Origin of the sequence: Stenotrophomonas sp. Br8, assembly GCF_014763005.1 — a bacterium.
GTDB lineage: Bacteria > Pseudomonadota > Gammaproteobacteria > Xanthomonadales > Xanthomonadaceae > Stenotrophomonas > Stenotrophomonas lactitubi.
This window is the reverse complement of record NZ_JACGTN010000022.1, coordinates 1-24570: the sequence shown is the minus strand read 5'-3', so window position 1 is coordinate 24570 and position 24570 is coordinate 1. Positions and strand designations below refer to the sequence as shown.

The window sequence follows — 24570 nt, the reverse complement described above, 5'->3', positions numbered from 1 at the left end:
TCGCTCAGGGCCGGCGCAGGATGAACTCGCGGTCGCGGCTGTCGCCGACAATGAAGTCGTACTCGCCGGCCTTGCTGCAGCCATAACGCGCGTAGAAGCGCTGCGCACCGAAGTTCTCTTCCCACACGCCCACCCACAGGGTGCGGCGCTGTGGCTGGTCCAGCCAGGCCATGAACGTATCCATCAGCCGCGCACCGTGGCCGCCGTTCTGGTGACTGGCCAGGACGTACAGACGCTTGAGTTCGACGTCGCCATCGCGCGCGTCCGCATGCGGCAGGGTGTTGGCACCGGCGGCCAGATAGCCCACTACCGTTTCACCCTCCAGCAGCAGCCACACCGCGCTGCGCGGGTCGGATAGCTCGACCCGCTGCGGTGCGGTGCCGTAGTGATCCTGCAGGAAGATGTGCAGGTCCTGCGGCGGATAGGAATCGCCCCAGGTTTCGGTATAGGTGGCGATGGCGATCGCCGACAGGGCGTCGACGTCGGCCAGGGTGGCGCGGCGGATGTGCAACGACATGGTGCAGCCTGCAATGGAACGTGCGGCAGTGTAGCCGGCCCCGGTGGTTGCCGGGGCTGGCTGCTGCTCACGATCCGCTGCTCAGAACCACATGCGGATGCCGGCGACCCAGCGCGTATCGCGTGCATGGTCGCCGGCATAGTCCGCCGTGTCGCCGAACGCGCGTTCGTGGCTGATGCCGATGTACGGCGCGAAGCGGCGGCTGAACTCGTACCGCAGGCGCAGGCCGGCTTCGACCTTGTTCAGGCCGCGGCCGATGCCGTACTCGGGTTCATCCTTGCTGGCCACGGTGGCTTCCAGCAGTGGCTGCAGGATCAACCGGTTGGTCAACAACACGTCGTATTCGATCTCGGCCTTGGCCATCAGCTGGCCACCGGAACCGGCATACAGCGTGGCCGAGCTTTCGAACTTGTACGGTGCCAACCCCTGGATGCCGATCGCCGCCCAGGTGCGTGAATCGGCGGGGCGGAAGTCCTGGCGTACGCCGACCAGCACGTCCCACCACGGCGAAATGGCACGCCCGTAGAGTGCTTCCACGCCCGAGGATTCCGTGCGGCCGTTGCTGCGTTCGCCATCGGTGCGCAGCCACAGTCGATTGATGTTGCCGCCGATCCAGCCGCTGGCCTCCCAGGCCTGGCCGTTGCCGTTCTTTCCATCCCAGTGTTCCAGGCGATCGATCAGCAGCAGACTGTTGATCTCCGGAGCGTGCTCCATCGCACCATGCGCGATGGGTGGGAACGCGGCCGCACGATCGGCATCGGTGGGGACAGGAATCGGTTCGCGCGGCGCGGTCGGCGCGGGCGTGCCATGGCCCATTGTCGAGTGATCCATCGCGCCATGATCCATCGCGCCATGGTCCATCATTGAATGGTCCATTGCACCGTGATCCATCTTCGAGTGGTCCATCTTCGAATGATCCACGTCGGCCGCTGCCGCTGGTGTGGTATCGGCAGGAGGCGAGGGCGCTGTCATGTCATGACCGGCATGGGACTGCGCGAACGCGGGCAGCGCGGCCAACATGCCGAGGGTCAACAGGCTCGGCGCAAGCAGGGAACGGCTCATTCTTCGATCCTCACTTCGCGCATCATGCCTGCTTCCATGTGGTACAGCAGATGGCAGTGGTAGGCCCATCGGCCGAGTGCATCGGCGCGTACGCGATAGGTGCGGCGGGTGCCGGGCGGCATGTCGATGGTGTGCTTGCGCACCTGGAATTCACCCTGTGCGTTTTCCAGGTCGCTCCACACGCCATGCAGATGGATCGGGTGCTGCATCATGGTGTCGTTGACCAGCACGATGCGCATGCGCTCGCCGTAGTTAAGGCGCAGCGGCTCGGCACCGGCGAAGGGAATGCCATCGAACGACCAGGAGAACTTCTCCATGTGGCCGGTCAGGTGCAGCTCGATCTCGCGACCGGGCTCGCGGCCATCGGGGTCGTCGAACAGGCTGCGCATCGCACCATAGGTGAGTACCTGGCGGCCGTTGTCTCGCAGGCCGATGCCGGGGTCGTCCAGCTTCGGCTCGGTGGCCGAGCTCTGCATGTCCACCAGCGGATTGTTGCGCTCACTGGCCGGATGCTTTGGCGCCTTGCTGGCCGCATCGCTGCCGCCGCCATGCGCACCGTGGCCCATGCTGGCACCACAGCCGCCTTCCATGCCCTTCATTGCCGCCATGTCGTGGCCACCATGGCCACCGCTGCCCATGTCGTGACCCATGTCGCTCATCGTCAGCAGCGGGCGCGGGTCGCGCGCGGGAATCGGTGCCTGCAGACCATGGCGCACGGCGAGGGTGCCGGCGGCATATCCGGTGCGGCCCATGTCCTGGCAGAAGATGGTGAAGGCATCCTGGCCGCTGGGTTCGACCAGTACGTCGTAGGTTTCGGCCGGGGCGATGCGGAACTCGTCGATGCTGACCGGATGGATGTACTGGCCGTCGGCGGCGACCACGGTCATCTTCAGGCCGGGGATGCGCACGTCGAAGTAGGTCATCGACGCGCCATTGATGAAGCGCAGCAGCACCTTTTCGCCGCTGCGGAACAGGCCGGTCCAGTTGCCGGCCGGCGCAGTGCCGTTCATCAGGTAGGTGTAGGTGTGCGCGTTGATGTCGGAGATGTCGCTGGGCGTCATCCGCATCCGGCCCCACATGCCGCGGTCGGACAGTGCGGCCGACCAGCCATCGCGACGGGCGTCGCGCAGGAAGTCAGGCAGGGTGCGCTTGTAGTAGTTGTCGTGCTCGGCGAGCTTCTTCATGCGCCGGAACAGCGCGCCAGGATCCATGTCGGTCCAGTCGGACAGCATGATCACGTGCTCGCGGTCATGCCGGTACGGTGCCGGCTCTGCCGGGTCGATGATCAGCGCACCGTACAGCCCTGCCTGTTCCTGGAACAGCGAATGGCTGTGATACCAGTAGGTGCCGGACTGCTTGAGATCGAAGTGGTAGTGGTAGGTCTCGCCGGGGCCGATGCCGTTGAAGCTCAGGCCGGGTACGCCATCCATGTTGGCCGGCAGCAGGATGCCGTGCCAGTGGATGGAGGTGGGGTGCTGGCCGAGCGTGTTGCGCACGAACAGGTCCACGGTCTGGCCTTCGCGCCAGCGCAGGATCGGTGCCGGCAGCGATCCGTTGACGGTGATCGCCGGGCGGGTGCGGCCGGTGAAGTTGGCCAGCGACTCGCCGATGGCCAGTTCTACCCGGGTATCGCTGATGACCGCCGGCGCGCCGGCCAGGCGTGGCGCGGCAGAGGCGGCGGCGAGCGCGCGCTGCGGGACGCCGGCTGCGGCGATGCCTGCAACCACGCCGCCAGCGGCGATGCCCTGCACGAACAGACGACGAGACGGCATGGGCACAGCGCCCGGGCCGGGAGGAATACGGGTACTCATGGTGGTGACTCCAAACACGGAAAGACGCCAGCGCAGGGCCGGCTTCGGTGCGCAGCGCGCACGAGGCGTGTTGGATCAGCCGATGGGAGGGCGTGAGATCGGCGGCAGCGGCGGTGCCGGGCGGCCGTTGGCAGGCATCGGCTGCGGAGTCAACGAAAGACCCGGGCCAGCCAGGAACGGCAGTGCCTGCACCGCCAGCAGCGGGTGCTGGGCGCAGCTGCGCACGCAGTCCTTGATCTGGCAGTGCGCGTCATGGGCGGGGGCCTTGGCCTGCGGCGCCTCGTCGGCGGTCATGCCGGCGTGGTGGTGGCAGTCCGCGTCGCCCTCATCGGTCATCGCCGAGGTCATGGCGTGGGCCATGCGGCCCATCTCTTCGTGCCCGCTAGCCATGGCCGCGTTCAGCCCGTTGAGCAACAGGCTGAGCATGAGCACGACACGGAGCAGGGTCGAGGCGAGGGACATGGCGTCAATTTAGCCGCAAGCGGGGCCGGATGCACTTCATGCTGAATGGTGCGTTCAAGGTTGGAGTTGCACCAATGTAGTGCCGAGCCATGCTCGGCCGCTTCTGCGCGAACGGCAGCCGAGCGCGGGCTCGGCTCTACAGGGGCATCAGCGTACGGTTGGCGCTACCCTTCCTCGCGCACAATTTCCACCAACCTCGGGCCATAGCGGCTGAGCTTGGTGCCGCCGATGCCACCGACCCGGGCCAGTTCGTCCAGCGAGGTCGGGCGCTGTTCGGCGATGTTGCGCAGGGTGCTGTCGTGGAAGATCACGAAGGCCGGTACGTTCTGCTCGCGCGCCAGCTCGGCGCGCAGGCCGCGCAGCGCATTGAACAGGGCCAGGTCCTGTGGCAGCACCGACAGGCCGGTGCGCTGTGCACTACGTTCGCGACCAGTGCTGGCACTGACCGCATCGCGGCGCATGCTGATCTGCCGGCGCCCGGTCAGCACATCGCGGCTGGCATCGGTCAGGCGCAGGCCGCCGTGACCTTCGCTGTCCACTTCCAGCAGGCTGGCGGCCACCAGCTGGCGGAACACGCTGCGCCAGGTGCGCGCATCCAGGTCGCGGCCGATGGCGTAGGTGCTCAGCTTGTCGTGGCCCTGCTGCTTGACCTTCTCGTTCTCGCTGCCACGCAGGACGTCGATCAGGTGGCCGACGCCGAAGCGCTGGCCACTGCGGTACACACAGCTCAAAGCCTTCTGCGCGGGGATGGTGGCATCCCAGGCCGCAGGCGGGGTCAGGCAGTTGTCGCAGTTGCCGCAGGGCTTGGGATAGGTTTCACCGAAACCGGCCAGCAGCACCTGGCGGCGGCACTGCATCGATTCGCAGTAGCCCAGCAGGTGGTCGAGCTTGGACCGCTCCAGCTGCTTGCGCTCCTCGCTGGCCTCGGACTGCTCGATCATCTGCTTGAGCAGCACCACATCGCCCAGCCCGTAGCAAAGCCAGGCCTCGGCGGCTTCACCATCGCGGCCGGCGCGGCCGGTCTCCTGGTAATAGCCTTCCATCGACTTGGGCAGGTCGGTGTGGGCGACGAAGCGCACGTCCGGCTTGTCGATGCCCATACCGAAGGCGATGGTCGCGCACATCACAATGCCGTCTTCGCGCAGGAACCGACGCTGGTTGTTGGCACGCACTTCCGAGGGCAGGCCGGCGTGGTAGGGCAGGGCGTTGAAACCCTGCGTGCACAGGAACTCGGCGGTTTCCTCCACCTTGCGCCGTGACATGCAGTAGACGATCCCGGCCTCGCTGCGATGGCTGCGCAGGAAGTCGCTCAGCTGCTTGCGGGCGTTGTCCTTCTGCACCACGGTGTAGCGGATGTTGGGGCGGTCGAAGGAGCTGACGAAGTGACGGGCCTCGGCCAGGTCCAGGCGCTCGGCGATCTCGCGCTGGGTCGGCGGGTCGGCGGTAGCGGTCAGGGCGATCCGCGGAATCTCCGGCCAGCGCTCGTGCAGGACGGTCAGCTGCCGGTATTCGGGGCGGAAGTCGTGGCCCCATTGCGACACGCAATGGGCTTCATCGATGGCGAACAGGGCGATCCGGCTGCGCGACAGCAGCGACAGGAAGCGGCCGGTCAGCAGGCGCTCGGGGGCGACATAGAGCATGTCAAGCTCACCGGCGAGCAGTTCGCGTTCGACCCGGGCGGCTGTTTCGGCGTCCAGGGTCGAGTTCAGGAATTCGGCGCGCACGCCGAGCTGGCGCAGGGCTTCGACCTGGTCCTGCATCAAGGCGATCAGCGGCGAGATGACGATGCCACAGCCGTCACGCAGCAGGGCGGGCACCTGGTAGCACAGCGACTTGCCGCCACCGGTAGGCATCAGCACCAGGGCATCGTGACCGGCAGCCACATGCTCCACGATGTCCTGCTGCGGACCACGGAAATCGTCGTAACCAAAGACGCGGCGGAGCAGGTCGTGCGCGGGACGGGAAGCCATCCGGCTAGTTTACCCCGGCGGGGGAGTCGGCAGGGCTGCGCCCTGCACCTGTCATGAGCCAGAGCAACGTCAACGTCAAAGGCGACAGCCGGCTCTGGGCTGTCTGCTGGCTGGGCAGGGCGGTGTGGGCTTGCAGGACACGCCGTAAACCCATCCGTGGGGGCTCGATGGCGCCATCCATGGCGCCAACGGTCCTGCAAGCCCACACCGCCCCACCCCCGACAGATCGCCAGTGACGGTGGGGCCATCCACGCGATGCGTGGATCAAAATCCATCGAAATCGAATATTTCGAGATCGAAACGAAAAGAGCCGAGCATGGCTCGGCTCTACAAGGGCAGGCAGATCGCGGAAAACTGTCGAAGGCGGGGTGGGTCCGGTTGCGGGGGCGTGAGCGCCATGGATGGCGCGACCGAGCCTCCATGGACGGATTCACGGCGTCCCCCGCAACCGGACCCACCCCGCCAACCCGCAGGAAACCAGCTCCTGCTTTGGCCGTTGCCGTTGCAGTTGCAGCTGCCTCTGCGGGTGCAGGGCGCAGCCCTGCCGAGAACCCTCAACCCTTACTGGAGAAGGGAACGCAGCATCCACGCGTACTTCTCGTGGGTCTGCAGGCGCTGGGTCATCAGATCCTCGGTCGGGGCGTCGTCAGCGTCGTCGGCCACGTCCAGCACTTCACGTGCCGTACGGCATACCGCTTCGTTGGCGACCACCAACTGGCGTACCATTTCACGCCAGTCCGCACTGTCGGTCAGGCCCGGCTCCTCGACGATCGAGGTCAGCGCAGCAAATTCCCGGTAGGAGCCCGGGGCATTGAAGCCCAGTGCGCGGATGCGCTCGGCCACATCGTCCAGTGCCGCCCACTGCTCGGTGTACTGCGTCTCGAACATGGTGTGCAGCGAGTTGAACATCGACCCGGTGACATTCCAATGGAAGTTGTGGGTCTTCAGGTAGAGCGTGAACGCATCGGCCTGGAACCGCGCCAGACCGTCGGCGATCTTCTTGCGGTCGCCCTGGGTGATCCCGATATCGATGTTGGGGGCCGACGGCGCGGAAGCCGCAAGCTTCTGCTTGCCGGTCTTGGGCTTGGTCGTGCTCTTGGTCTTCGCCATGGGGTTCCTCCTTGTGGAATCGTTGGCCTTCACAATAAATCAGTCTTGATGACTGGTCGCATTCAAAGTTTTAAACGAACCGATTGATGAACGCTATCGACAAAATGCCGCAGTCCCGCCAGCGCCAACAGCGTGCCGCCATCGACGGCGCCATGAGCCGCGACCGTGGACGATTGCTGGGAATGCTCTCGCGTTGCCAGGCCAAGCCACAGGATGCGGCGCTGGCCGCCAGCTTCGAGCAGGCCTTGCAGGTTTCGGTGCAGCGCCGGCAGGCGCGGGCGCAACAACAGCCGGCCATTACTCTGGACCCACAGCTGCCGATTGCGCGTGAAGCCGAGACCATCACCCAGCTGATCCGCGACCATCAGGTGGTGGTGATCGCCGGTGAAACCGGCTCGGGCAAGACCACGCAGCTGCCGAAACTGTGCCTGGCCGCCGGCCGTGGCCAGGCGGGCATGATCGGCTGTACTCAGCCGCGACGGATCGCCGCGCGTGCGGTGGCCAGCCGTGTAGCGCAGGAGCTGCAGAGCGAACTGGGCCAGCTGGTGGGCTACCAGGTGCGCTTCAACGACAAGGTCGGCGAAGACACCCGTATCAAGTTCATGACCGACGGCATCCTGCTGGCGGAGATCGCCAGCGACCGCTGGTTGTCGAACTACGACACGATCATTGTCGATGAAGCGCATGAGCGCAGCCTCAACATCGACTTCCTGCTCGGCTATCTCAAGCAGCTGCTGCGCAAGCGCCCGGACCTGAAGCTGATCGTCACGTCGGCGACCATCGACACCGAGCGTTTCGCCCAGCATTTCGACAACGCACCGGTAATCAGCGTCGAAGGCCGCACCTATCCGGTGGACGTGCGCTATCGCGCGCTGGAAGGCGAGGGCGAAGAGCAGGGCGAGCGCACGGTCAACGATGCCATCGTCTCGGCCATCGATGAAATCACCCGCCTGGATTCGCGCGGTGACGTGCTGATCTTCCTGCCGGGCGAGCGCGAGATCCGCGATGCGCACCAGTCACTGGAACGGCGCAAGTACCGCAATACCGAAGTGCTGCCGCTGTACGCGCGGCTGTCCAACCAGGACCAGGACCGGGTGTTCAACCCGGGCCCGAACCGGCGCATCGTGCTGGCCACCAACGTGGCCGAGACGTCGCTGACGGTGCCGCGCATCCGTTATGTGGTCGACCCCGGTTTCGCCCGCGTCAAGCGTTACAGCCCGCGCAACAAGCTTGACCGCCTGCACATCGAGCCGATCTCGCAGGCCAGTGCCAACCAGCGCAAGGGCCGCTGTGGCCGCGTGGCCGAGGGCATCTGCTATCGCCTTTATGCCGAGGCCGATTTCCAGGCACGGCCGGAGTTCACTGATCCGGAGATCCGTCGCTCCAGCCTGGCCGGGGTGATCCTGCGCATGCTGCAGCTCGGCCTGGGCCGCATCGAGGACTTCCCGTTCCTTGAGGCGCCGGATGAGCGGGCCGTCGCTGATGGTTGGCAGCATCTGACCGAGCTGGGGGCGATCGACAGTGAGCGCCATCTGACCGCGATCGGCAAGCAGATGGCGCGCCTGCCGGTGGACGTGAAGCTGGCACGCATGCTGGTGGCCGCACAGGCGGCCGGTTGTCTGCGGCCGATGCTGGTGATCGCCTCGTTCCTGGGCATCCAGGATCCGCGCGAGCGACCGCCCGAAGCGCGTGGCGCCGCCGACAACGCACATGCACAGTTCGCTGACGGCCGCTCCGAGTTCGTCGGTGTGTTGCGCCTGTGGGATGCCTATCGCCAGTCCCATGAGGATCTGACGCAATCAAAGCTGCGTGATTGGTGCGGCCGCCATTTCCTTGGTTTCCTGCGCATGCGTGAATGGCGCGAGCTGCACCGGCAGCTGCGCCTGCTGTGCGAGGAACTGGGCTGGAAGGAAGAGACCAATGAGGTATCGATGGCGCCGCTGCTGGCTGGCAGCAGTGCCCCGCCAGCCGCACGCGACGATGCCACTGCGGTAAAGGCGACCCGTGGCCAGCTGCACCGTGCCGCGCGCCTGGCCCGCGAGGGCAAGGCCGAAACGGCGCCCGCGCCGGTCGCCGCGCGTGCGCAGAAGGACCAGGTGCCCGACGGCGGTGGTTACAGCGAACGTGTCCGCGCCACTGCCTACCAGACCCTGCATCGGGCGCTGGTGGCGGGCCTGCCCACGCAGATCGGCCATCGCAGCGAGAAGGGCGATTTCCAGGCGCCGCGCCAGCGGCGTTTCCTGCCGTTCCCCGGCTCGACGCTGTCCAAGCGGCCGCCGCCGTGGCTGCTGGCGGCCAACCTGCTGGATACGCAGAAGGTATGGGGCATGACCCTGGCGGCAATCGAGCCGGACTGGGTGATTGCCGAACTGCCGCACCTGCTGCTGCGCAAGCACTTCGATCCGCATTGGTCGCGTGCGCAGGGCCAGGTGCTGGCCTCCGAACAGATCAGCCTGTTCGGGCTGGTGCTGGCACCGAAGAAACCGGTGCATTACGGCCGCATCAATGCCGGCGAAGCGCACGACATCTTCGTGCGCCAGGCACTGGTGACCGGTGAGATCAACACCCGTGCCAGCTTCGTGGCGGACAACCAGAAGGTGCTGGAGCAGGCCCGCGAGGAAGAAGCCAAGCTGCGCCGTGCCGGCATCGTCGCCGACGAGGACTGGCAGGCACGCTGGTACCTGGACCGGGTGCCGCCGCAGATCCACTCCGCGTCCGGGCTGGATGCGTGGTGGAAGGCGTTGCCGCTGGAACAGCGCAAGGGACTGCACTGGTCGCTGGTGGATCTGCTGCCGGGTGAAGGCAGCGAGCAGGAGCGCTACCCGAAGTACCTGGCCCTGGGCCAGGCGCGGCTGCCGCTGCACTACCGTTTCGAGCCGGGCGCCGAGGATGACGGCGTGACCCTGGACGTTCCGTTGCATCTGCTCAACGCGCTGGATGCGGTGCAGTTGGGATGGCTCGCGCCCGGTTTCGTTGCCGACAAGGCGGCGGCGTTGATCCGCAGCCTGCCCAAGGCGATGCGGCGCAACTACGTGCCAGCGCCGGATTTCGCGCGCGCCTTCTACGAAGCGTTCTCGCAACCCAGCGCCGATGCGATCACCGGTGAGCTGGCGCGCTTCCTGTCACGGGCAACCGGGGCAAGCGTGGCCGCGACCGATTTCGAGCCCGGTTCAATCGAGCCGCACCTGCACATGAACCTGCGCCTGCGCGATGAGCAGGGCAAGGTGCTGGCGACGTCGCGCGATCTGGATGTGCTGCGTGCGAAATTCGGCGGCCAGGCCGGCGATGCGTTCGCCGCGCGTGCCGGGCGCGAGATGGCGGCCGATGGTCTGCGCACGTTCCCGGCCACGCCGATTCCGCTGCAGGTGCCGGGCGAAGCCGGCGTGCCGGCCTATCCCGCGCTGAAGGATGAGGGTGACAGCGTCGCATTGCGTATCTACGCCGATCGCCAACAGGCCGAGGAATTACACCCGCTCGGCGTGCGCCGGCTGCTGGAGATCGGCCTGGGCGAGAAGATCAAGCAGGCACGCAAGCAGTTGCCGGTCGCAGCGAAAACCGGCCTGTTGTACGCCTCGATCGAAACCCAGGAGCGCCTGCGTGGCGATCTGGTCGATGCAGCGATGAATGCCGTACTGGCCGACGGCCTGGGCGATATCCGCGATGCGGTGGCATTCGAACAGCGCCGCGAACACGCAGCAAAAACGCTGTTCGGCGAAGCCATGCAGCGGTTGAAGCTGGCCGAATCGATTCTCGCCCTGGTGGCCGAATTGAAGCCGATGCTGGAGGCGCCGTTGATGGGCTGGGCGCGCGGCAATCTGGATGACATGGAAGCGCAGCTGGTCGGGCTGATCCATCCGGGTTTCCTGCGTGACACGCCGGCTGACGCCTTGGCGCAGTACCCGCGCTACCTGAAAGCGATGATCCTGCGTACCGAACGTGCCAAGCGCGATCCGCCGCGTGACCAGGCGCGCATGCTGGAACTGCATCCGTTCCTGGAGGCGTTGCAGGTGGGCGAGCGGCAGGGCCTGCGCGAGCGGCCGCAGTGGCAGGCACTGCGCTGGGACCTGGAAGAACTGAGGGTGTCGTTGTTCGCGCAGGAGCTGGGCGCACGCACCGGCGTTTCGGCGAAGAAACTGGCGCAGCGGGTGACCGCACTGCGCCAGGCCTCGTAACCCTTGGCCCGACCCCGCCGGGTGCTCGCCGGTGGGGTCAAGCGGAATGCCATCCACGCATGGCGTGGATCTACTGCGGGTCCCGGCGGTAGCGGCCGATGGCGCCGTTACTTGGTGCGGCGCACCTTGGGCTGGGTGTTCACGCCTTCGACCTTCAGGTACCACACGCCCATCACCCCGGGGCTGATGCTGACCTTCGGCGACTGCTTGCGTACGCCGGAAACCGAGGTGGCATCGGTCTGTTCCCACTGCTGGCCATTGTCCAGCACGTAGATCCGGCCCTTGCCGAAGCCGCGGAATTCGCCCTGCAGCACGCCGCTGATCGGCTCGTTGCTGCCGAAGTCGAAGAAGCCGCGGTTCTTCACGATCACTTCCTGACGGCCTTCCTCGCGCGCTTCTTCGCGCACCGCAGCGACGGCTTCGGTGGTGGCGGCTTCAACCTTGCCCTGCAGCCAGCGGTTCAGCGTGGCCAGCTCGGCGGCATTGAGTTTGTCCAGGCCGGCGGCCTTGAATTCGGCCGCTGACATCTGCTGCTGCAGGTCACCCTGCACCACGCGCTGGGCCAGCGCGGGTGCCGACAGGGACAGCAGCAGGGCGGCACAGGCCAGCAGGCGCGGGCGGAAAGGCAGGGTGATCGAAGGCATGGCGGAACTCTCCCGTGGATGTCGGCGAGTGTAGCGGCATGTCCACATTCCCGGCGATGGTGGCCGTGGCGATTGTTCCTGAACGGCTGCGGCGCTAGTGTAGGGGCTTCTGTCTTGCCTGCTCGATGCTGTGAACCGCGCTTCCGTCCCCGGCCTGGATGCCTTGTTGAACCGTCCCTCGGCAGCCGTGCTGCCTGCTCCGCTGCGCCAGGCCCTGCGCGGGCATTGGGAATCGCCGGACTGCGACCCGCAGATGCGTGCCAGCTGGTCGGTGCTGGGCGATACCCTGGACGCGCTGGCGATGCTCTCGGCAGACGAGGGCGCCGTGGTGGCGGCCCTGCTGTTCGATCTGCCCGGCCTGCGCGTCCACCTCGACACACTGCCGTTGGGCAGCCACAAGGCGGCGGTGATCGGCCTGCTCGACGGCCAGGATGCGGCCGACCCGGTGTGGGCCCTGCACGCCGGTCGCGAGGCGGGCCGCAACAGCGAGGGCCTGCGCCGGTTGCTGCTGGCCATCATCCGCGACCTGCGGGTGGTGCCGATCCTGCTGGCCCGGCAGCTGGCGCGCATGCGCGCGGCCGACAAGCTCGATGAGGAGCAGCGCCGCGCGCTGGCCCAGTTGACCCGCGACATCCATGCGCCGCTGGCCAACCGGCTGGGCATCTGGCAACTGAAATGGGAACTGGAAGACCTGGCGTTCCGCCACCTGGAACCGGACACCTACCGGCGCATCGCGCGCGAGGTCGACGAAACGCGTATCGCCCGCGAGCGCTACGTCGAGAACGTGAAGAAGGTGCTGTCGCGCGAACTGGGCGTGCAGGGCATCCACGCCGAGGTCAGTGGCCGACCCAAGCACATCTACAGCATCTGGCGGAAGATGCAGAAGAAGCGCCTGGCCTTCGACCAGCTGTATGACATCCGTGCGGTACGGGTGATGGTCGACGACGTGGCCGCCTGCTACGCCGCGCTCGGGGTGGTGCATGCGCTGTGGGCGCCGGTGCCGAGCGAGTTCGACGATTACATCGCCCGGCCCAAGGCCAACGATTACCGCTCGCTGCACACGGCGGTGGTCGGCCCGGAAGGGCGCACCATCGAAGTGCAGATCCGGACCCACGACATGCACGCACAGGCCGAGCTGGGCGTGGCCGCGCACTGGAAGTACAAGGAGGGAGGCAAGGGCGCGGAGAAGTCGTTCGATCGCAAGATCACCTGGATGCGGCAGCTGCTGGAGCAGGCACAGGACGGGCAGGGCAATGAACTGGCCGGCGCGCTCGATGCCGAGCTGACCGAAGACCGGGTCTACGCGTTGACCCCGAAGGACGAGGTGCTGGACCTGCCGCAGGGTGCCACACCGCTGGATTTTGCCTACCAGGTGCACACCATGGTCGGGCACCGCTGCCGTGGCGCCAAGGTCAACGGCCGCATCGTGCCGTTGACCTACCGGCTGCGCAGCGGTGATCGGGTCGAGATCCTGACCGGCAAGGAGGCCGACCCGCGCCGCGACTGGCTGATGCCGGCCAACGGCTTCCTGGCCAGCAACCGCTCGCGCGAGAAGGTGCGCAGCTGGTTCCACAAGCTGGACCGTGCGCGCAACGTGCAGGCGGGGCGCGAGCTGCTGGAGCGCGAACTGAAACGGCTGGGCCTGCAGCATTCGGACCTGTCCGCGGCGGCGAAGAAATTCCATGCCGACAGTGTCGACGACCTGTACATCCAGGTCGCCCTCGGCGATACCGGCCCCAACCAGGTCAGCCGTTCGCTGCTGGAAGCCGAGCGTGCGGCCAGCCAGCCGGTCACGCCGCCAACCCTGCCGCGGCCGACCGCGCGCCGCGAGAACCTGGGCAAGTCCAAGTTCACCGTACAGGGCGTGGGCAACCTGCTGGTGCAGCTGGCGCGCTGCTGCCAGCCGGTGGCAGGCGAACCGATTGTCGGCTACCTGACCCGTAGCCGGGGTGTCACGGTGCATCGTGCAGACTGCGTCGCACTGGCGCGGCTGGCTGCGACCAGCCCGCAGCGGATCCTGCCGGTGGAATGGGGCCAGGCCGGCGGCGGCTATGAAGTGGACGTGGTGGTCGAGGCAGTTGACCGCCGCTGGCTGCTGAAGGACATCACCAACCTGATCGCACAGGAAGACGCCTACGTGCTGGACATCCACAGCGACAACGTCCGCAACAGCGGCCGCGCGCATCTGCGCCTGCGGCTGAAGGTCAGCGACTACGGCCAGTTGTCGAATCTGCTGGGCAAGCTCGATGCGCTGCCGGGCGTCAGCGAGGCGCGTCGTCTGGGCTGAGCTTCACGCTGCCCCGGCTACCCTGCACGCATGGAACGCGAGCCCCCGCATCGCTCACACGGCGCCGCACATCCGGCGCTCGATCGCGTTCGCCGCGAAAGCCGCTGGTGGTGGCTGCAGGCGCGCCATGCGCGCCGGGTGTGGCGTTGGGCGCTGTTGGCTGCTGCAGCGGTGTTCGTGCTGCTGGTGCTGGTGCGCAAGCCGCTGGCCGACTGGTTCTGGGATGAGCCACAGATAGAGCAACTGCTGGCCGAGGGCGATCGCGCGCTGGCGGAAGGACGCCTGACTGCGGCCGACGGCAGCGGCGCACGCGAGCGCTACCAGGCGGTGCTGGCCCTGGATGGCGACCGCCCGCAGGCGCGGCAGGGCCTGGCCCGCACCGGCGCGGCGGCGTTGCAGCAATCGCGTGAGCGGCTGCAGGCGGGCGACCTGGACGGCAGTGCGCAGGCCTTGGCGTTGGCGCGTGAGCTGCAGGTGCCGCGTGCCGAGGCAGACGCGGTGGCGCAGCAACTGCAGGCGCGTCGTCGTGCCGGCGCTGGCATCGGCGCGCTGCTTGCGCAGGCCCGCAATGCCTTTGCAGCCGGGCGGCTGGACGACGGCGATAGCAGCGCGCTGCCGTTGTTCCAGCGTGTGCTGGCGCTGCAGCCGGACTATCTGCCTGCGCTGGAAGGTCGCGAGGATGCATTGAGCGACCTGCTGCAGCAGGCACGTGCCCAGGCCGCGCGCGGCGAACTGGCCACGGCGGCTGCGATCCTGCAGCGAGCACGCCAGTTCGATGCAGGTCATTCCGAGCTTCCTGCCAGCCAGGAAGCGCTGGCCCAGGCCGTCGACCAGCGGCTGCAGCAAGGTCAGCGTGCGCTCAAACGTCAGCAGCTCGAGACGGCTGCCGACAGTTTCCAGGCCGTGCTGGCGGTCACCGCCGATGATCCCACTGCACTGCGTGGGCGCGAGCAGACCGTGCAGGCGTTGCTGGCGCGCAGCCAGAAGCGGGCTGACGACTTCCAGTTCGAGGCGGCCGACAAGGATGCTGCGCTGGCGGCAGGGCTGGGCGCCTCGCAGACGGCGCAGCAGCAGCTGGCACAGCGCCTGCAGCGTGCGCGACAGGCACGCCAGTCGTTGCAGCAGCCGGGCATCAGCGCTGCCCAGCGTGAGCGCCAGCTGCGTGATCGGTTGCGCCAGATCGATCGTGCCGAGCGTGCCGGGCAGTGGATCAGCCCCCCCGGTCACAGCGCCTTCGATGCGTTGCGCGAAGCGCAGGCACTGGCGCCGCGCGACAGCCGGGTCAAGGCGGCGGCCGCGCGTCTGCTGCCCGCCAGCAGGTCCTGCTTCGATGACAACCTGCGACAGAACCGGGTGCAGGCCGCAGGTGCGTGCCTGCAGGCCTGGCAGACGCTGGCGCCGACCGCCGCAGGATTGCCCGATGCGCGTGCCCGTCTGGCGCAGCGCTGGCTGGCGATCGGCAGCGAACGGCTGGGCCGCGGGGATGTGGAATTTGCCGCCTCGGCCGTGGAGCAGGTGCGGCGGTTGCAGCCGGATCTGGCCGAGCTTGCCGCGTTCGAGGACCGCCTGCGGCACGCAGGCGGTCACATCGACTAGTCGAAGAACACCCGCTGCACGGTCGCCGACGCGGCATCCAGCGAGAAATGCTCGGCCACGTTGGCCAGGCCAGCGGCGGCCAGCTGCTGCCAGAGAACGGGGTCCTGGTACAGGCGGACCACCGCATCGGCAAAGCCCGTTGCATCGTCGGCCACCAGCACATCCTGGCCGGCACGCAGATGCATGCCTTCCACCGCGCAGGTGGTGCCGACCACGGGCTGGCCATGGGCCATGCTCAGATTGATCTTGCCCTTCACGCCAGCGCCGAAACGCAGCGGCGCGATGGCGATGCGGGCACCGTCCATGTACGGAACGATGTCTTCGACGAAGCCATGCATCACTACGCCCGGCTGGTTGGCTGCCAGGGCCTGCAGCGTGTCAGGTGCGCCGGCACCGATGCAATGCAGGCGCACCTGCGGCAGCGCACCGCGGATGCGCGGGAACACGTCGCCGATGAACCACTCCATCGCATCCAGGTTCGGCGGATGGCGGAAGCCGCCGACGAACACCAGGTCGTGGCGCTGCGCGAACGGCGCGCCCGCGCCGGCAACCTCATGCAGGTTGGAGATCAGCTCCACCCGCACCTGGGGTGCATCGGCCTGCAGCTGTTCGCGCTCGGCGGCGCTGACCAGCACGGTGATGTCGCACCGGTCCATCACTGCCAGTTCGCTGGCGCGGGTGCGTTCGGCGTTGCGCAGCAGGCCAGCATCGCCCGCCACTTCCGCACCACGGCGCTCGCGCAGGTAGTGCAGGTCGACGGTGTCGAACACGGTGCGGGCCTGCGGTGCATAGCGTTTGAGCAGCGGCAGGCATTCGTTGGCGACGTGGTGGCGCACCATCATCACCACGTTGAAGCGGGTGCCGTGGCTGCGCAGCCAGCCTGCAACACCGTCCAGGAAGGGCGTGTACCAGACTTCCACGCCCATCCGCTGCAGTGCTTCGGTCGCCACGCCGCCGTGTTCGCGCCGGGTGGGCACGAACACCACGTGGGCGCCGCCCTGCAACAGCAGGCGGATCAGGTTGACCTGCCGCAGCGAGCCGGAGTCGCGCTCCGGGCGCGGCACTTCCTCATCGAGGATCAGCACCTGGCGCCGGCCGCGCAGCAGCAGCGCCGGCGAGGGCACCGCGCCGACCTTCGGATGGGAGGCCAGTTCAGCCGCCCATCTGGCTGCGAAAACACCTTGGTTGCGTACCTGGTAGGCCTTCACGCCGCTGCCGGTATCGGTGCCGTTGCTGGTGCCTTCATCGTGGATCACCCGGCTGGCCGGCTGCACCAGCACGCGCAGGCCCTGCGCACGTACGCGGAAGGCCAGGTCGGTGTCTTCGTAGTAGGCCGGCTTGTAGCGGGTGTCGAAGCCGCCCAGTTGTTGCCACAGTGCGCGGGGCAGCATCAGCGCGGCGCCGGAGCAGTAATCGACGTCGCGCAGGCTGGCGAAGCGGGGATCATCGGCCGCTTCGAAACGGCCGTAGCTCCAGCCGCTGCCATCGGCGAAGATCACCCCGCCCGATTCCTGCAGGCGGCCGTCGGGGTACAGCAGCTGGCTGCCGACCAGGCCGGCATCGGCGACGGTCGCAAAGGTGTCCAGCAATGCCTCCAGCCAGCCCGGCTGCGGCACCGTATCGTTGTTGAGCAGCACCACGTAGCGACCGCGCGTGCGCGACACGCCATCGTTGCAGGCCTCGATGAAGCCACCGTTGCGCTCGCGCACTTCGTAGCGCAGGCCGCTGATCTGCGGCATCCACTGCACCGTCGCGTCGCTGCTGCCGTCGTCCACGACGAGGATCTCGCAGGGCACCGACGGCGGGTGCGCGGCCAGGGCGCGCAGGCAGGCCAGGGTATGGTCGACGTGGTTGTAGACCGGAATGACGATGCTGACGTCCGGCGTATCGCTGGTCGGCACCGTGAAGGGAGCGAACGGCTGTGCCGGTGGCAGGTACAACGGTTTGCGCGGTGCTGGGACGGCGCGCTGGCTGTGCACGCGGATCCGCTGCCAGGTGGCCCGCCAGCCGCGGGTGCGCAGGCTGGCCAGGCTGCGGCGGGCCAGCCCGGTCAGGCGATTGATCAGGTAGCGGATTTCGGCCAGGGACATCGCCATCCGGGTGCAACTCCAGCTTAAGCAGGGGGGCCGGGAGAATTCGCCTGCCGCAGCGGCTGGGGTAGACTCGCCAGACCCTACATTGTCGCATTCCCGTGCCCCGACGCTACGATTCAGACGATATCGACGATTTCGACGACGACCAGCAGGACACCGGTCCGCTCTGGCGCCGCCGGCTGATCACCTGGAGCATGGCGGCGGTCGCGTTGGGATTGGGTTTCCTGATCCCCTATACGCTGTACCTGAACCAACAGGTGACGCAACGTTTCGGTGAACTGCGCTGGCAGATCCCGACGCGCGTCTATGCACGCCCGCTGGTGCTGATACCCGGCAAGGCGATGGATGCGGCGACCCTGAAGACCGAGCTGGCCGCCTCGGCCTATCGCGATGATGGCCAGGGCAAGGAACCGGCAACCTATGCGGTGCAGGGCGGCCGCTTCGTCATCTCCAGCCGCGGCTACAACGATGTCGACGGCCAGGTCGCGGCGCGTCGGGTCGAGCTGTCGCTGTCCGGCGGCAGCATCGCCTCGCTGCGCGACGCCGACAGCCGCAAGGCGCTGAAGGCGGCCCGCATGGATCCTGCGCGCATCGCCACGCTGTATGGGCAGAAGCAGGAAGAGCGCCGCCTGATCCGCATGAACGAGGCCCCGGACCTGTTGGTCACTGGCCTGCAGGCGGTCGAGGACAAGGATTTCAACCGCCATCACGGCATCGATCTGTCCGGCATCGCGCGCGCGGTCTGGGTGACGGTCCGTTCCGGCGGGCAGAGCCGGCAGGGCGCTTCCACCCTGACCCAGCAGCTGGCCCGCAGTGGCCTGCTGGGTATCGGCAAGGAACAGACCTATACCCGCAAGTTCAACGAAGTGCTGTATGCGTTGATCATGGAAGCGCGCTATGACAAGCGCACCATCTTCGAGGCCTACCTCAACCAGGTGTATCTGGGCCAGCGCGGCAGCCAGGCGATCCACGGCATGTCCTCCGGTGCCGAGTTCTGGTTCGGGCGCGATCTTTCCTCGCTGGAAACCGAGCAGATCGCGCTGTTGATCGGCCTGGTCAAGGGGCCGTCGTACTACGACCCGCGCCGCAATCCCGAGCGTGCGCTGGACCGTCGCAACTTCGTGCTGGGCAAGCTGCACGAGGCGACCCTGATCGATGATGCCGAGTACCAGCGTGCGTTGAAGGCGCCGCTGGGCGTGCCCAAGACCCCGGGCCTGGTGGCAGCCAACCGCTTCCCCGCCTACGTCGACCTGGTGCGTCGTCAGCTTGGCCACGACTATCCGGAATCTGCCCTGCAGGGCGCCGGCCTGAGCGTGATGAGCGGCATGTCGCCGTCCGCGCAGGCCTATGCCGAAGGCGCGGTCACGCGCACCATCAAGTCGCTGGAAAGCAAGCGTCGGCCCGAGCTGCAGGCCGGCCTGGTGATGACCGACGTGCACAACGGTGACGTGGTGGCGGTGATCGGCAGCCGCGAAGTATCCGAGGTCGGCTTCAACCGCGCCATCGAGGCGCAGCGCCCGGTCGGCTCGCTGCTCAAGCCGTTCGTGTACCTGTTGGCACTCGCGCAGCCGGACCGTTATTCGCTGGCCAGCTGGGTCGACGATTCGCCGGTGACCGTGCAGCTCAGCCGTGGCCGCAACTGGAACCCCGGCAATGCGGACAACCGCAGCCATGGCACCGTGCGCCTGATCGACGCGCTGGCCCATTCCTACAACCAGGCCACGGTACGCGTGGGCATGCAGGTTGGCCCGGAGCGGGTGACCCAGTTGATCCATGTGCTGGCTGGCATCAAGGCCGAGCCGAATCCGGCGGTGATCCTCGGCTCGACTGACCAGAGCCCGTACGCGATGGCGCAGCTGTACCAGTTCCTGGCATCGGGCGGCGAGATCCAGCCGCTGCACGCGGTGCGTGGCGTCCTTGATCCGCAGGGCAAGCTGCTCAAGCGCTACGACAAGACGCCTGCACCGGCACAGGAAGGTGACTCCATCGCCGCCAACCTGATCAGCATCGGCCTGCAGCAGGTGGTGGCCAGCGGTACCGCGCAACGCTTGAATGCCGATGGCCTGGGCCGCCTGCAGCCGGCCGGCAAGACCGGCACCACCAACGATGGCCGCGACAGCTGGTATGCGGGTTATACCGGCGACCATCTGGCGGTGATCTGGATGGGCAACGACCAGAACGAACAGGCGGGTCTGTACGGCGCCACCGGTGCGATGCGGGTGTGGTCGGGCATCTTCCAGCGCCTGCCGACCGCGCCGTTGAAGGTCAGCAACAAGGGCCTTGACTGGCAACCGGTTGCGGCGACCGGTACCAACAGTACCGACGAGGGCTGCCCGGGCGCGCGGCGGTTCCCGTTCGTGGTCGGCTACGCGCCGGCTTACGAGCCGTGTGCACCGGCCGCCGTGCCGGACGCGCAGGGTGGTGCCGAAGGCGAGGGCGGCGGCTGGCGCAGCTGGTTCGGCCTCGACCGTAAACCGGAACCCGCCACTGAACCTGCCGCAGCACCCGCTGCAGCGACTCCTCCTCCAAGCCGATGATGCCGATGACTATCCGTTCGCTGTTCCAGCCCCTGGTCCTGAGTGGCCTCAGCCTGGCCCTGGCGGCCTGCGTGAGCAGCGCGCCGCAGGTGGTCAAGCCGGTGGACACCACCACGCCCGCACAGCGACTGGCAGCCGTGGAAGCCGCCGCGGGCCCGGATGACAAGGAACTGTCGGTGCAGCCGCTGCGCGATTCGCAGGTCGAGGATCTGCGGCAGACGGCGCTGACCCAGCGCCAGGCCAACGATCTGGCCGGCGCGGCCGGCAGCCTGGACCAGGCGTTGCAGATCGTGGCTGGTGATCCGTCGGTATTGCAGGAACGCGCGGAACTGGCGCTGCTGCAGGGCCAGTGGGCGGAGGCGGAAACGTTCGCGCGCAAGGCCGTGGACCTGGGTTCGAAGACGGGGCCGCTGTGCCGTCGGCACTGGGCGACGATCGAACAGGCGCGCCTGGCGCGGGGCGAGAAGGAGAATGCGGTGTCGGCGCATGCGCAGATTGAAGGTTGCACGGTGCCGGGGATCAAGCGGTACTGAGGTATTCCCCTCCATCGGGCGCTGCCCCCTCTGCGGCGGGCGGGCTGATGGTCTGATGTGGGTTGGCCGGGTGGATGGACTGGGCAGGGGACGCTGCAAGTACGTCCATGTAAGCTCGGTCGCCGCATCCATGCGGCTCACGCCCCTGCCCAGCCCACCCACCCGGCCACGGACAGTTTCCCGCGGCCGCCGCAGGCAAGAACAAAATCAACATCAAACGCGGGTCGCGCGCTGCGCGCGCTTGCTGAGGGGTCGGAGCCGTTTTCCAAAGGAAAACGGCTCCGACCCCTTCTACTTTCCCCGTTACACCAACCGCTTCTGCTCCGCCTTTGCCTCCCGTCACCGGGAAACTGTCGAAGGCGGGGGGCTGGGGGTTTGCGGGGTGTCCGCGGCATGGATGCCGCGGCCAAGCCCCCATGGATGGGTTCACGGCGTCCGCGCAAACCCCCAGCCCCCCGCCAACCCGCAACAGCAACCCAGAGCCATGAACGCAAGCCGTTGCTGTTGCTGTTGCTGTTGCCTGTGCTCCGGCTTGAAACGGGTGCCGGGCAGCGCCCGGCCGGGTATCCTTTCCATCTGATGTCCGACCTTGTCCATGCCAGCCGCGAAGCCCTCAGCGAAGGCGGCGCGCTCGCCTCCCATCTGGATGCATTCGTCCCGCGTCCTGCGCAGCTGCGCCTGACCGAGGCCATTGCCGCATCGATGCAGCAGCGCGACCTGCTGCTCGCTGAAGCCGGTACCGGCACCGGCAAGACCTTTGCCTATCTGGTGCCGGTGCTGCTGTCCGGAATGCGCACCATCATTTCCACCGGTACCCGCGCGCTGCAGGACCAGCTCTATCACCGTGACCTGCCGCGCGTGCGCCAGGCGCTGGGCGTCGGCCTGCGCAGCGCGTTGCTGAAGGGACGCAGCAATTACCTGTGCCGTTATCGCCTGCAGCAGGCACGCGGTGAACCGCGATTCTCCAGCCCCGAACAGGCGGCACAGTTCCAGCGCATCCTGGCCTGGTCCGGCCGCTCGGATTCGGGCGATATCGCTGAACTCGATGGCCTGGCCGATGACTCGCCGCTGCTGCCGATCGTCACCTCCACCGTCGACAACTGCCTGGGCAACGAGTGTCCCTTCTGGGATGACTGCTTCGTCGTGCGTGCCCGCCAGCGTGCTCAGGCCGCCGACCTGGTCGTGGTCAACCACCATCTGCTGCTCGCCGATCTCGCGCTGAAGCAGGAGGGCTTCGGCGAGCTGCTGCCCGGTGCGCAGGCCTTCGTCATCGACGAGGCCCATCAGCTGCCCGAGCTGGCCGCGCAGTTCTTCGGCGAGGGCTTCGGCATGCGCCCCTGGCAGGAGCTGGGCCGTGACTGCCTGGTTGAAGCGCGCGGCGTGGGGGGCGCGCAGTCGGCATTGCAGGAACCGGTCGATCATCTGCAGCAGGCCTTGTCTGCGCTGCGTGCTGCGATGGAAGGCTTGCCCGCGCGCGGTACGCAGTGGCGGGCGTTGGCGATGCCGCAGGTACGCGAGGGTTTCGATGCGGTGATGTCCAGCCTGGTGGTGCTGGAGCAGGCATTGCAACCGTTGCGCGAAGCCGCTGCCGGCCTGGATGCCTGCCATGCGCGCGCGCGCGAGGCGATCTCGCGGCTGGGCCGCTGGCTGGGCGATGAAGAACCCGCGCTCGACTTCGATGCCGATCCCGCCGAAGCGAGCGCCGCCGCCGGTGACGTGCTCTGGTACGAGTTGACCCCGCGCGGTTTCCGCTGCCAGCGCACGCCGATGGATGTGTCCGCGCCGCTGCGCGAACATCGCGAGCGCAGCCATGCCGCATGGATTTTCACCTCGGCCACGCTGACCGTTGGCGGCGGCTTCGAGCACATCGCCACGCGCCTGGGCCTGGACGATCCGCAGACACTGGTGCAGCCCAGCCCGTTCAACTGGCCCGAGCAGGCACTGTGCTATCTGCCTGAAAATCTGCCGGATCCGGCCGCACGCGGTTTCGGAACCGCATTGATCCAGGTGCTGCGTCCGGTGCTGCAGGCGTCGCAGGGCAGGGCGTTCCTGTTGTTCGCTTCGCATCGTGCGCTGCGCGAAGCAGCCGAGGCATTGCGTGATGGACCCTGGCCGCTGTTCGTACAGGGCGAAGCGCCGCGCGCGACCCTGTTGCAGCGTTTCCGTGAATCCGGCAATGGCGTGCTGCTGGGCTCGGCCAGCTTCCGCGAGGGCGTGGATGTGGTCGGCGAGGCCTTGAGCGTGGTGGTGATCGACAAGCTGCCCTTCGCCACGCCCGACGATCCGGTGTATGAAGCGCGGCTGGAGGCAATCCGTACCCAGGGCGGCAATCCGTTCCGCGACGAGCAGTTGCCGCAGGCGGTCATTGCCCTGAAGCAGGGGGTTGGCCGGCTGATCCGCAGCGAGACCGACCGCGGCGTGCTGGTGCTGTGCGACCCGCGTCTGCTCAACCGTGGCTATGGCAAGGTCTTCCTGCAGTCGCTGCCGCCGTTCCGGCGAACGCGGGCACTGGCCGATGTGCAGGCCTTCTTTGCGCCACAATGGGGCCCCGTGGCAGATGCCGCAGCCCCGACCGCCGCCGTGGCGGGCCCGGAGCCGGCCCCCGGTGCCACGTTCCCCCTGTTCTGACCCGATCCGATGAAACTGCTCGCCTTTGAAACCGCCACCGAAGCCTGTTCCGTAGCCCTGCATGTCGATGGGCAGGTACTGGAACGCTTCGAGATCGCTCCCCGCCGGCATGCCGAACTGAGCCTGCCATGGGCGGAGGAGCTGCTGGCCGAGGCCGGCATCAGCCGCCGCCAGCTGGACGGCATCGCGCTCAGTCGCGGTCCCGGTGCGTTCACCGGCGTGCGCCTGGCGATCGCCTTGGCACAGGGCATCGCGCTGGCGCTGGATCGTCCGTTGCTGCCGGTGTCGACGCTACAGGTGCTGGCACTGCGCGCGCCGATGGAAGAGAAGCAGATCCTGTCGGCGATCGATGCGCGGATGGGCGAGTTGTACGTGGCACGTTTCGAGCGCGTGGATGGACTGCCGGTGGCGCGCGATGCCGAGCGCGTGTGCGTACCGACGGCGGTGTCGTTGCCGGAAGACGCATCCGTCTACGGGGTCGGCACCGGTTTTGCCGCGGCGGAGGGCGCGCTGGTCGCGCAGCTGGGTGCGGGTCTGCACCGCTTCGATGCGACGGCGCTGCCGCATGCAGCAGATGTGCTGGCACTGGCGGTGCCGGCGTTCGCACGCGGCGAAGGCATTGCTGCGGAGAAGGTCGAGCCGGCGTACCTGCGTGACAACGTGGCGCTGACGCTGGTCGAGCAGCAGGCTGCGCGGGACGCGAAGGCGAAAGCCAACGGCTGAGCCCCTCGTGGCGGGTCGCTGAAAGCAGAAGCCGTGGGTTTGCCGGGCGGGTGGGCTGCGCAGGGGACGCTGCAAGTACGTCCATGTAAGCTCGGTCGCCGCATCCATGCGGCTCACGCCCCTGCGCAACCCACCCGCCCGGCCACGGACAGTTTCCGTGCGCGTCCGCCACGGAAAATCAAAAAAACAAAATCAAAGTCAAAAGCAGATCGCTTCGCTCACATCCACGCATGGCGTGGATCTACTGTGCAGGCATGGCGTGGATGCATCGTGTCGACCAAGGTCGACACCTACCAACAGCAACGATGCGCCGCGATCTGTCAGGGGTGGGGCGGTGTGGGCTTGCAGGACCGTTGGCGCCATGGATGGCGCCATCGAGCCCCCATGGACGGGTTTACGGCGTGTCCTGCAAGCCCACACCGCCC

The 24570-nt window shown here is 67.5% G+C and carries 15 protein-coding genes; 7 read left to right on the top strand and 8 right to left on the bottom strand.

Translation table 11 applies throughout. The features are described from left to right. Window positions 1-4: 4 nt before the first annotated feature. The 6 genes from H3005_RS18285 to H3005_RS18260 all read right to left on the bottom strand — a co-directional run bounded on the left by H3005_RS18285 (window position 5) and on the right by H3005_RS18260 (window position 6932). Window positions 5-517, bottom strand: coding sequence for a GNAT family N-acetyltransferase (locus tag H3005_RS18285; protein WP_100553295.1), 513 nt, complete (start codon window positions 515-517; stop codon window positions 5-7). 81 nt (window positions 518-598) lie between these two features. Beyond that, window positions 599-1579: a copper resistance protein B gene (locus H3005_RS18280; protein WP_191078723.1), complete on the bottom strand. Its 981-nt coding sequence runs from the start codon at window positions 1577-1579 to the stop codon at window positions 599-601. Then, complete coding sequence (locus H3005_RS18275; protein WP_191078722.1) at window positions 1576-3390, bottom strand: copper resistance system multicopper oxidase; 1815 nt, start codon at window positions 3388-3390, stop codon at window positions 1576-1578. The genes H3005_RS18280 and H3005_RS18275 overlap by 4 nt, the downstream gene beginning before the upstream one ends. Before the next feature lie 75 nt (window positions 3391-3465). Beyond that, entirely contained in the window at window positions 3466-3852 is a 387-nt protein-coding gene (locus tag H3005_RS18270) for a CopL family metal-binding regulatory protein (protein WP_089236541.1), read from the bottom strand. 164 nt (window positions 3853-4016) lie between these two features. Further along, entirely contained in the window at window positions 4017-5822 is a 1806-nt protein-coding gene (gene recQ, locus H3005_RS18265; protein WP_099818829.1) for a DNA helicase RecQ, read from the bottom strand. Between the two features lie 561 nt (window positions 5823-6383). Then, on the bottom strand, window positions 6384-6932 hold the full coding sequence (locus H3005_RS18260; protein ID WP_025879374.1) for a Dps family protein: 549 nt from the start codon (window positions 6930-6932) through the stop codon (window positions 6384-6386). An 86-nt stretch (window positions 6933-7018) separates the two neighbouring features. Here H3005_RS18260 and hrpA point away from each other — a divergent pair, with 86 nt between their 5' ends. Then, window positions 7019-11104 carry an ATP-dependent RNA helicase HrpA gene (gene hrpA, locus H3005_RS18255; RefSeq protein WP_191078721.1) on the top strand — a complete coding sequence of 1362 codons (4086 nt, stop codon included), beginning with the start codon at window positions 7019-7021 and terminating at the stop codon, window positions 11102-11104. A gap of 107 nt (window positions 11105-11211) precedes the next feature. Here the strand turns inward: hrpA and H3005_RS18250 are convergent, their stop codons facing one another. Then, window positions 11212-11748 (bottom strand): hypothetical protein, encoded by a 537-nt coding sequence (locus H3005_RS18250; RefSeq protein ID WP_100553291.1) that lies wholly within the window; start codon window positions 11746-11748, stop codon window positions 11212-11214. A gap of 130 nt (window positions 11749-11878) precedes the next feature. On the opposite strand from H3005_RS18250, the gene H3005_RS18245 reads away from it, so the two are divergent. Both H3005_RS18245 and H3005_RS18240 read left to right on the top strand, forming a co-directional pair. Continuing rightward, window positions 11879-14035 carry a bifunctional (p)ppGpp synthetase/guanosine-3',5'-bis(diphosphate) 3'-pyrophosphohydrolase gene (locus H3005_RS18245; protein ID WP_165780994.1) on the top strand — a complete coding sequence of 719 codons (2157 nt, stop codon included), beginning with the start codon at window positions 11879-11881 and terminating at the stop codon, window positions 14033-14035. A gap of 30 nt (window positions 14036-14065) precedes the next feature. After that, a complete protein-coding gene (locus H3005_RS18240) occupies window positions 14066-15631 on the top strand; it encodes a hypothetical protein (RefSeq protein ID WP_100553289.1) in 1566 nt (521 codons plus the stop codon). On the opposite strand, the gene H3005_RS18235 is transcribed toward H3005_RS18240, so the two are convergent. Continuing rightward, a complete protein-coding gene (locus H3005_RS18235) occupies window positions 15628-17727 on the bottom strand; it encodes a glycosyltransferase (protein WP_100553288.1) in 2100 nt (699 codons plus the stop codon). The genes H3005_RS18240 and H3005_RS18235 overlap by 4 nt on opposite strands. Window positions 17728-17822: 95 nt before the next feature. Between H3005_RS18235 and mrcB the strand changes: the two genes are divergently transcribed. The 4 genes from mrcB to tsaB all read left to right on the top strand — a co-directional run bounded on the left by mrcB (window position 17823) and on the right by tsaB (window position 24145). Further along, on the top strand, window positions 17823-20261 hold the full coding sequence (gene mrcB, locus H3005_RS18230) for a penicillin-binding protein 1B (protein ID WP_191078720.1): 2439 nt from the start codon (window positions 17823-17825) through the stop codon (window positions 20259-20261). Continuing rightward, the gene (locus H3005_RS18225) at window positions 20258-20794 is read left to right on the top strand and encodes a hypothetical protein (protein WP_100553286.1); all 537 of its coding nucleotides are present in this window, start codon (window positions 20258-20260) and stop codon (window positions 20792-20794) included. Before mrcB ends, H3005_RS18225 begins: the two co-directional genes overlap by 4 nt. A gap of 579 nt (window positions 20795-21373) precedes the next feature. Beyond that, on the top strand, window positions 21374-23422 hold the full coding sequence (locus H3005_RS18220; protein WP_191078719.1) for an ATP-dependent DNA helicase: 2049 nt from the start codon (window positions 21374-21376) through the stop codon (window positions 23420-23422). Between the two features lie 9 nt (window positions 23423-23431). Further along, window positions 23432-24145, top strand: a complete 714-nt coding sequence (gene tsaB / locus H3005_RS18215; RefSeq protein ID WP_191078718.1) for a tRNA (adenosine(37)-N6)-threonylcarbamoyltransferase complex dimerization subunit type 1 TsaB — start codon at window positions 23432-23434, stop codon at window positions 24143-24145. Window positions 24146-24570 lie beyond the last annotated feature (425 nt).

What these genes read in the sequence shown, in the direction of transcription:
- H3005_RS18220 (WP_191078719.1), top strand. Translation starts at nt 21,374, where the DNA reads ATGTCCGACCTTGTCCATGCCAGCCGCGAAGCCCTCAGCGAAGGCGGC.
- H3005_RS18235 (WP_100553288.1), bottom strand. Translation starts at nt 17,727, where the DNA reads ATGGCGATGTCCCTGGCCGAAATCCGCTACCTGATCAATCGCCTGACC.
- H3005_RS18225 (WP_100553286.1), top strand. Translation starts at nt 20,258, where the DNA reads ATGATGCCGATGACTATCCGTTCGCTGTTCCAGCCCCTGGTCCTGAGT.
- recQ (WP_099818829.1), bottom strand. Translation starts at nt 5,822, where the DNA reads ATGGCTTCCCGTCCCGCGCACGACCTGCTCCGCCGCGTCTTTGGTTAC.
- tsaB (WP_191078718.1), top strand. Translation starts at nt 23,432, where the DNA reads ATGAAACTGCTCGCCTTTGAAACCGCCACCGAAGCCTGTTCCGTAGCC.
- H3005_RS18280 (WP_191078723.1), bottom strand. Translation starts at nt 1,579, where the DNA reads ATGAGCCGTTCCCTGCTTGCGCCGAGCCTGTTGACCCTCGGCATGTTG.
- H3005_RS18275 (WP_191078722.1), bottom strand. Translation starts at nt 3,390, where the DNA reads ATGAGTACCCGTATTCCTCCCGGCCCGGGCGCTGTGCCCATGCCGTCT.
- hrpA (WP_191078721.1), top strand. Translation starts at nt 7,019, where the DNA reads ATGAACGCTATCGACAAAATGCCGCAGTCCCGCCAGCGCCAACAGCGT.
- H3005_RS18270 (WP_089236541.1), bottom strand. Translation starts at nt 3,852, where the DNA reads ATGTCCCTCGCCTCGACCCTGCTCCGTGTCGTGCTCATGCTCAGCCTG.
- H3005_RS18240 (WP_100553289.1), top strand. Translation starts at nt 14,066, where the DNA reads ATGGAACGCGAGCCCCCGCATCGCTCACACGGCGCCGCACATCCGGCG.
- H3005_RS18285 (WP_100553295.1), bottom strand. Translation starts at nt 517, where the DNA reads ATGTCGTTGCACATCCGCCGCGCCACCCTGGCCGACGTCGACGCCCTG.
- H3005_RS18250 (WP_100553291.1), bottom strand. Translation starts at nt 11,748, where the DNA reads ATGCCTTCGATCACCCTGCCTTTCCGCCCGCGCCTGCTGGCCTGTGCC.
- H3005_RS18260 (WP_025879374.1), bottom strand. Translation starts at nt 6,932, where the DNA reads ATGGCGAAGACCAAGAGCACGACCAAGCCCAAGACCGGCAAGCAGAAG.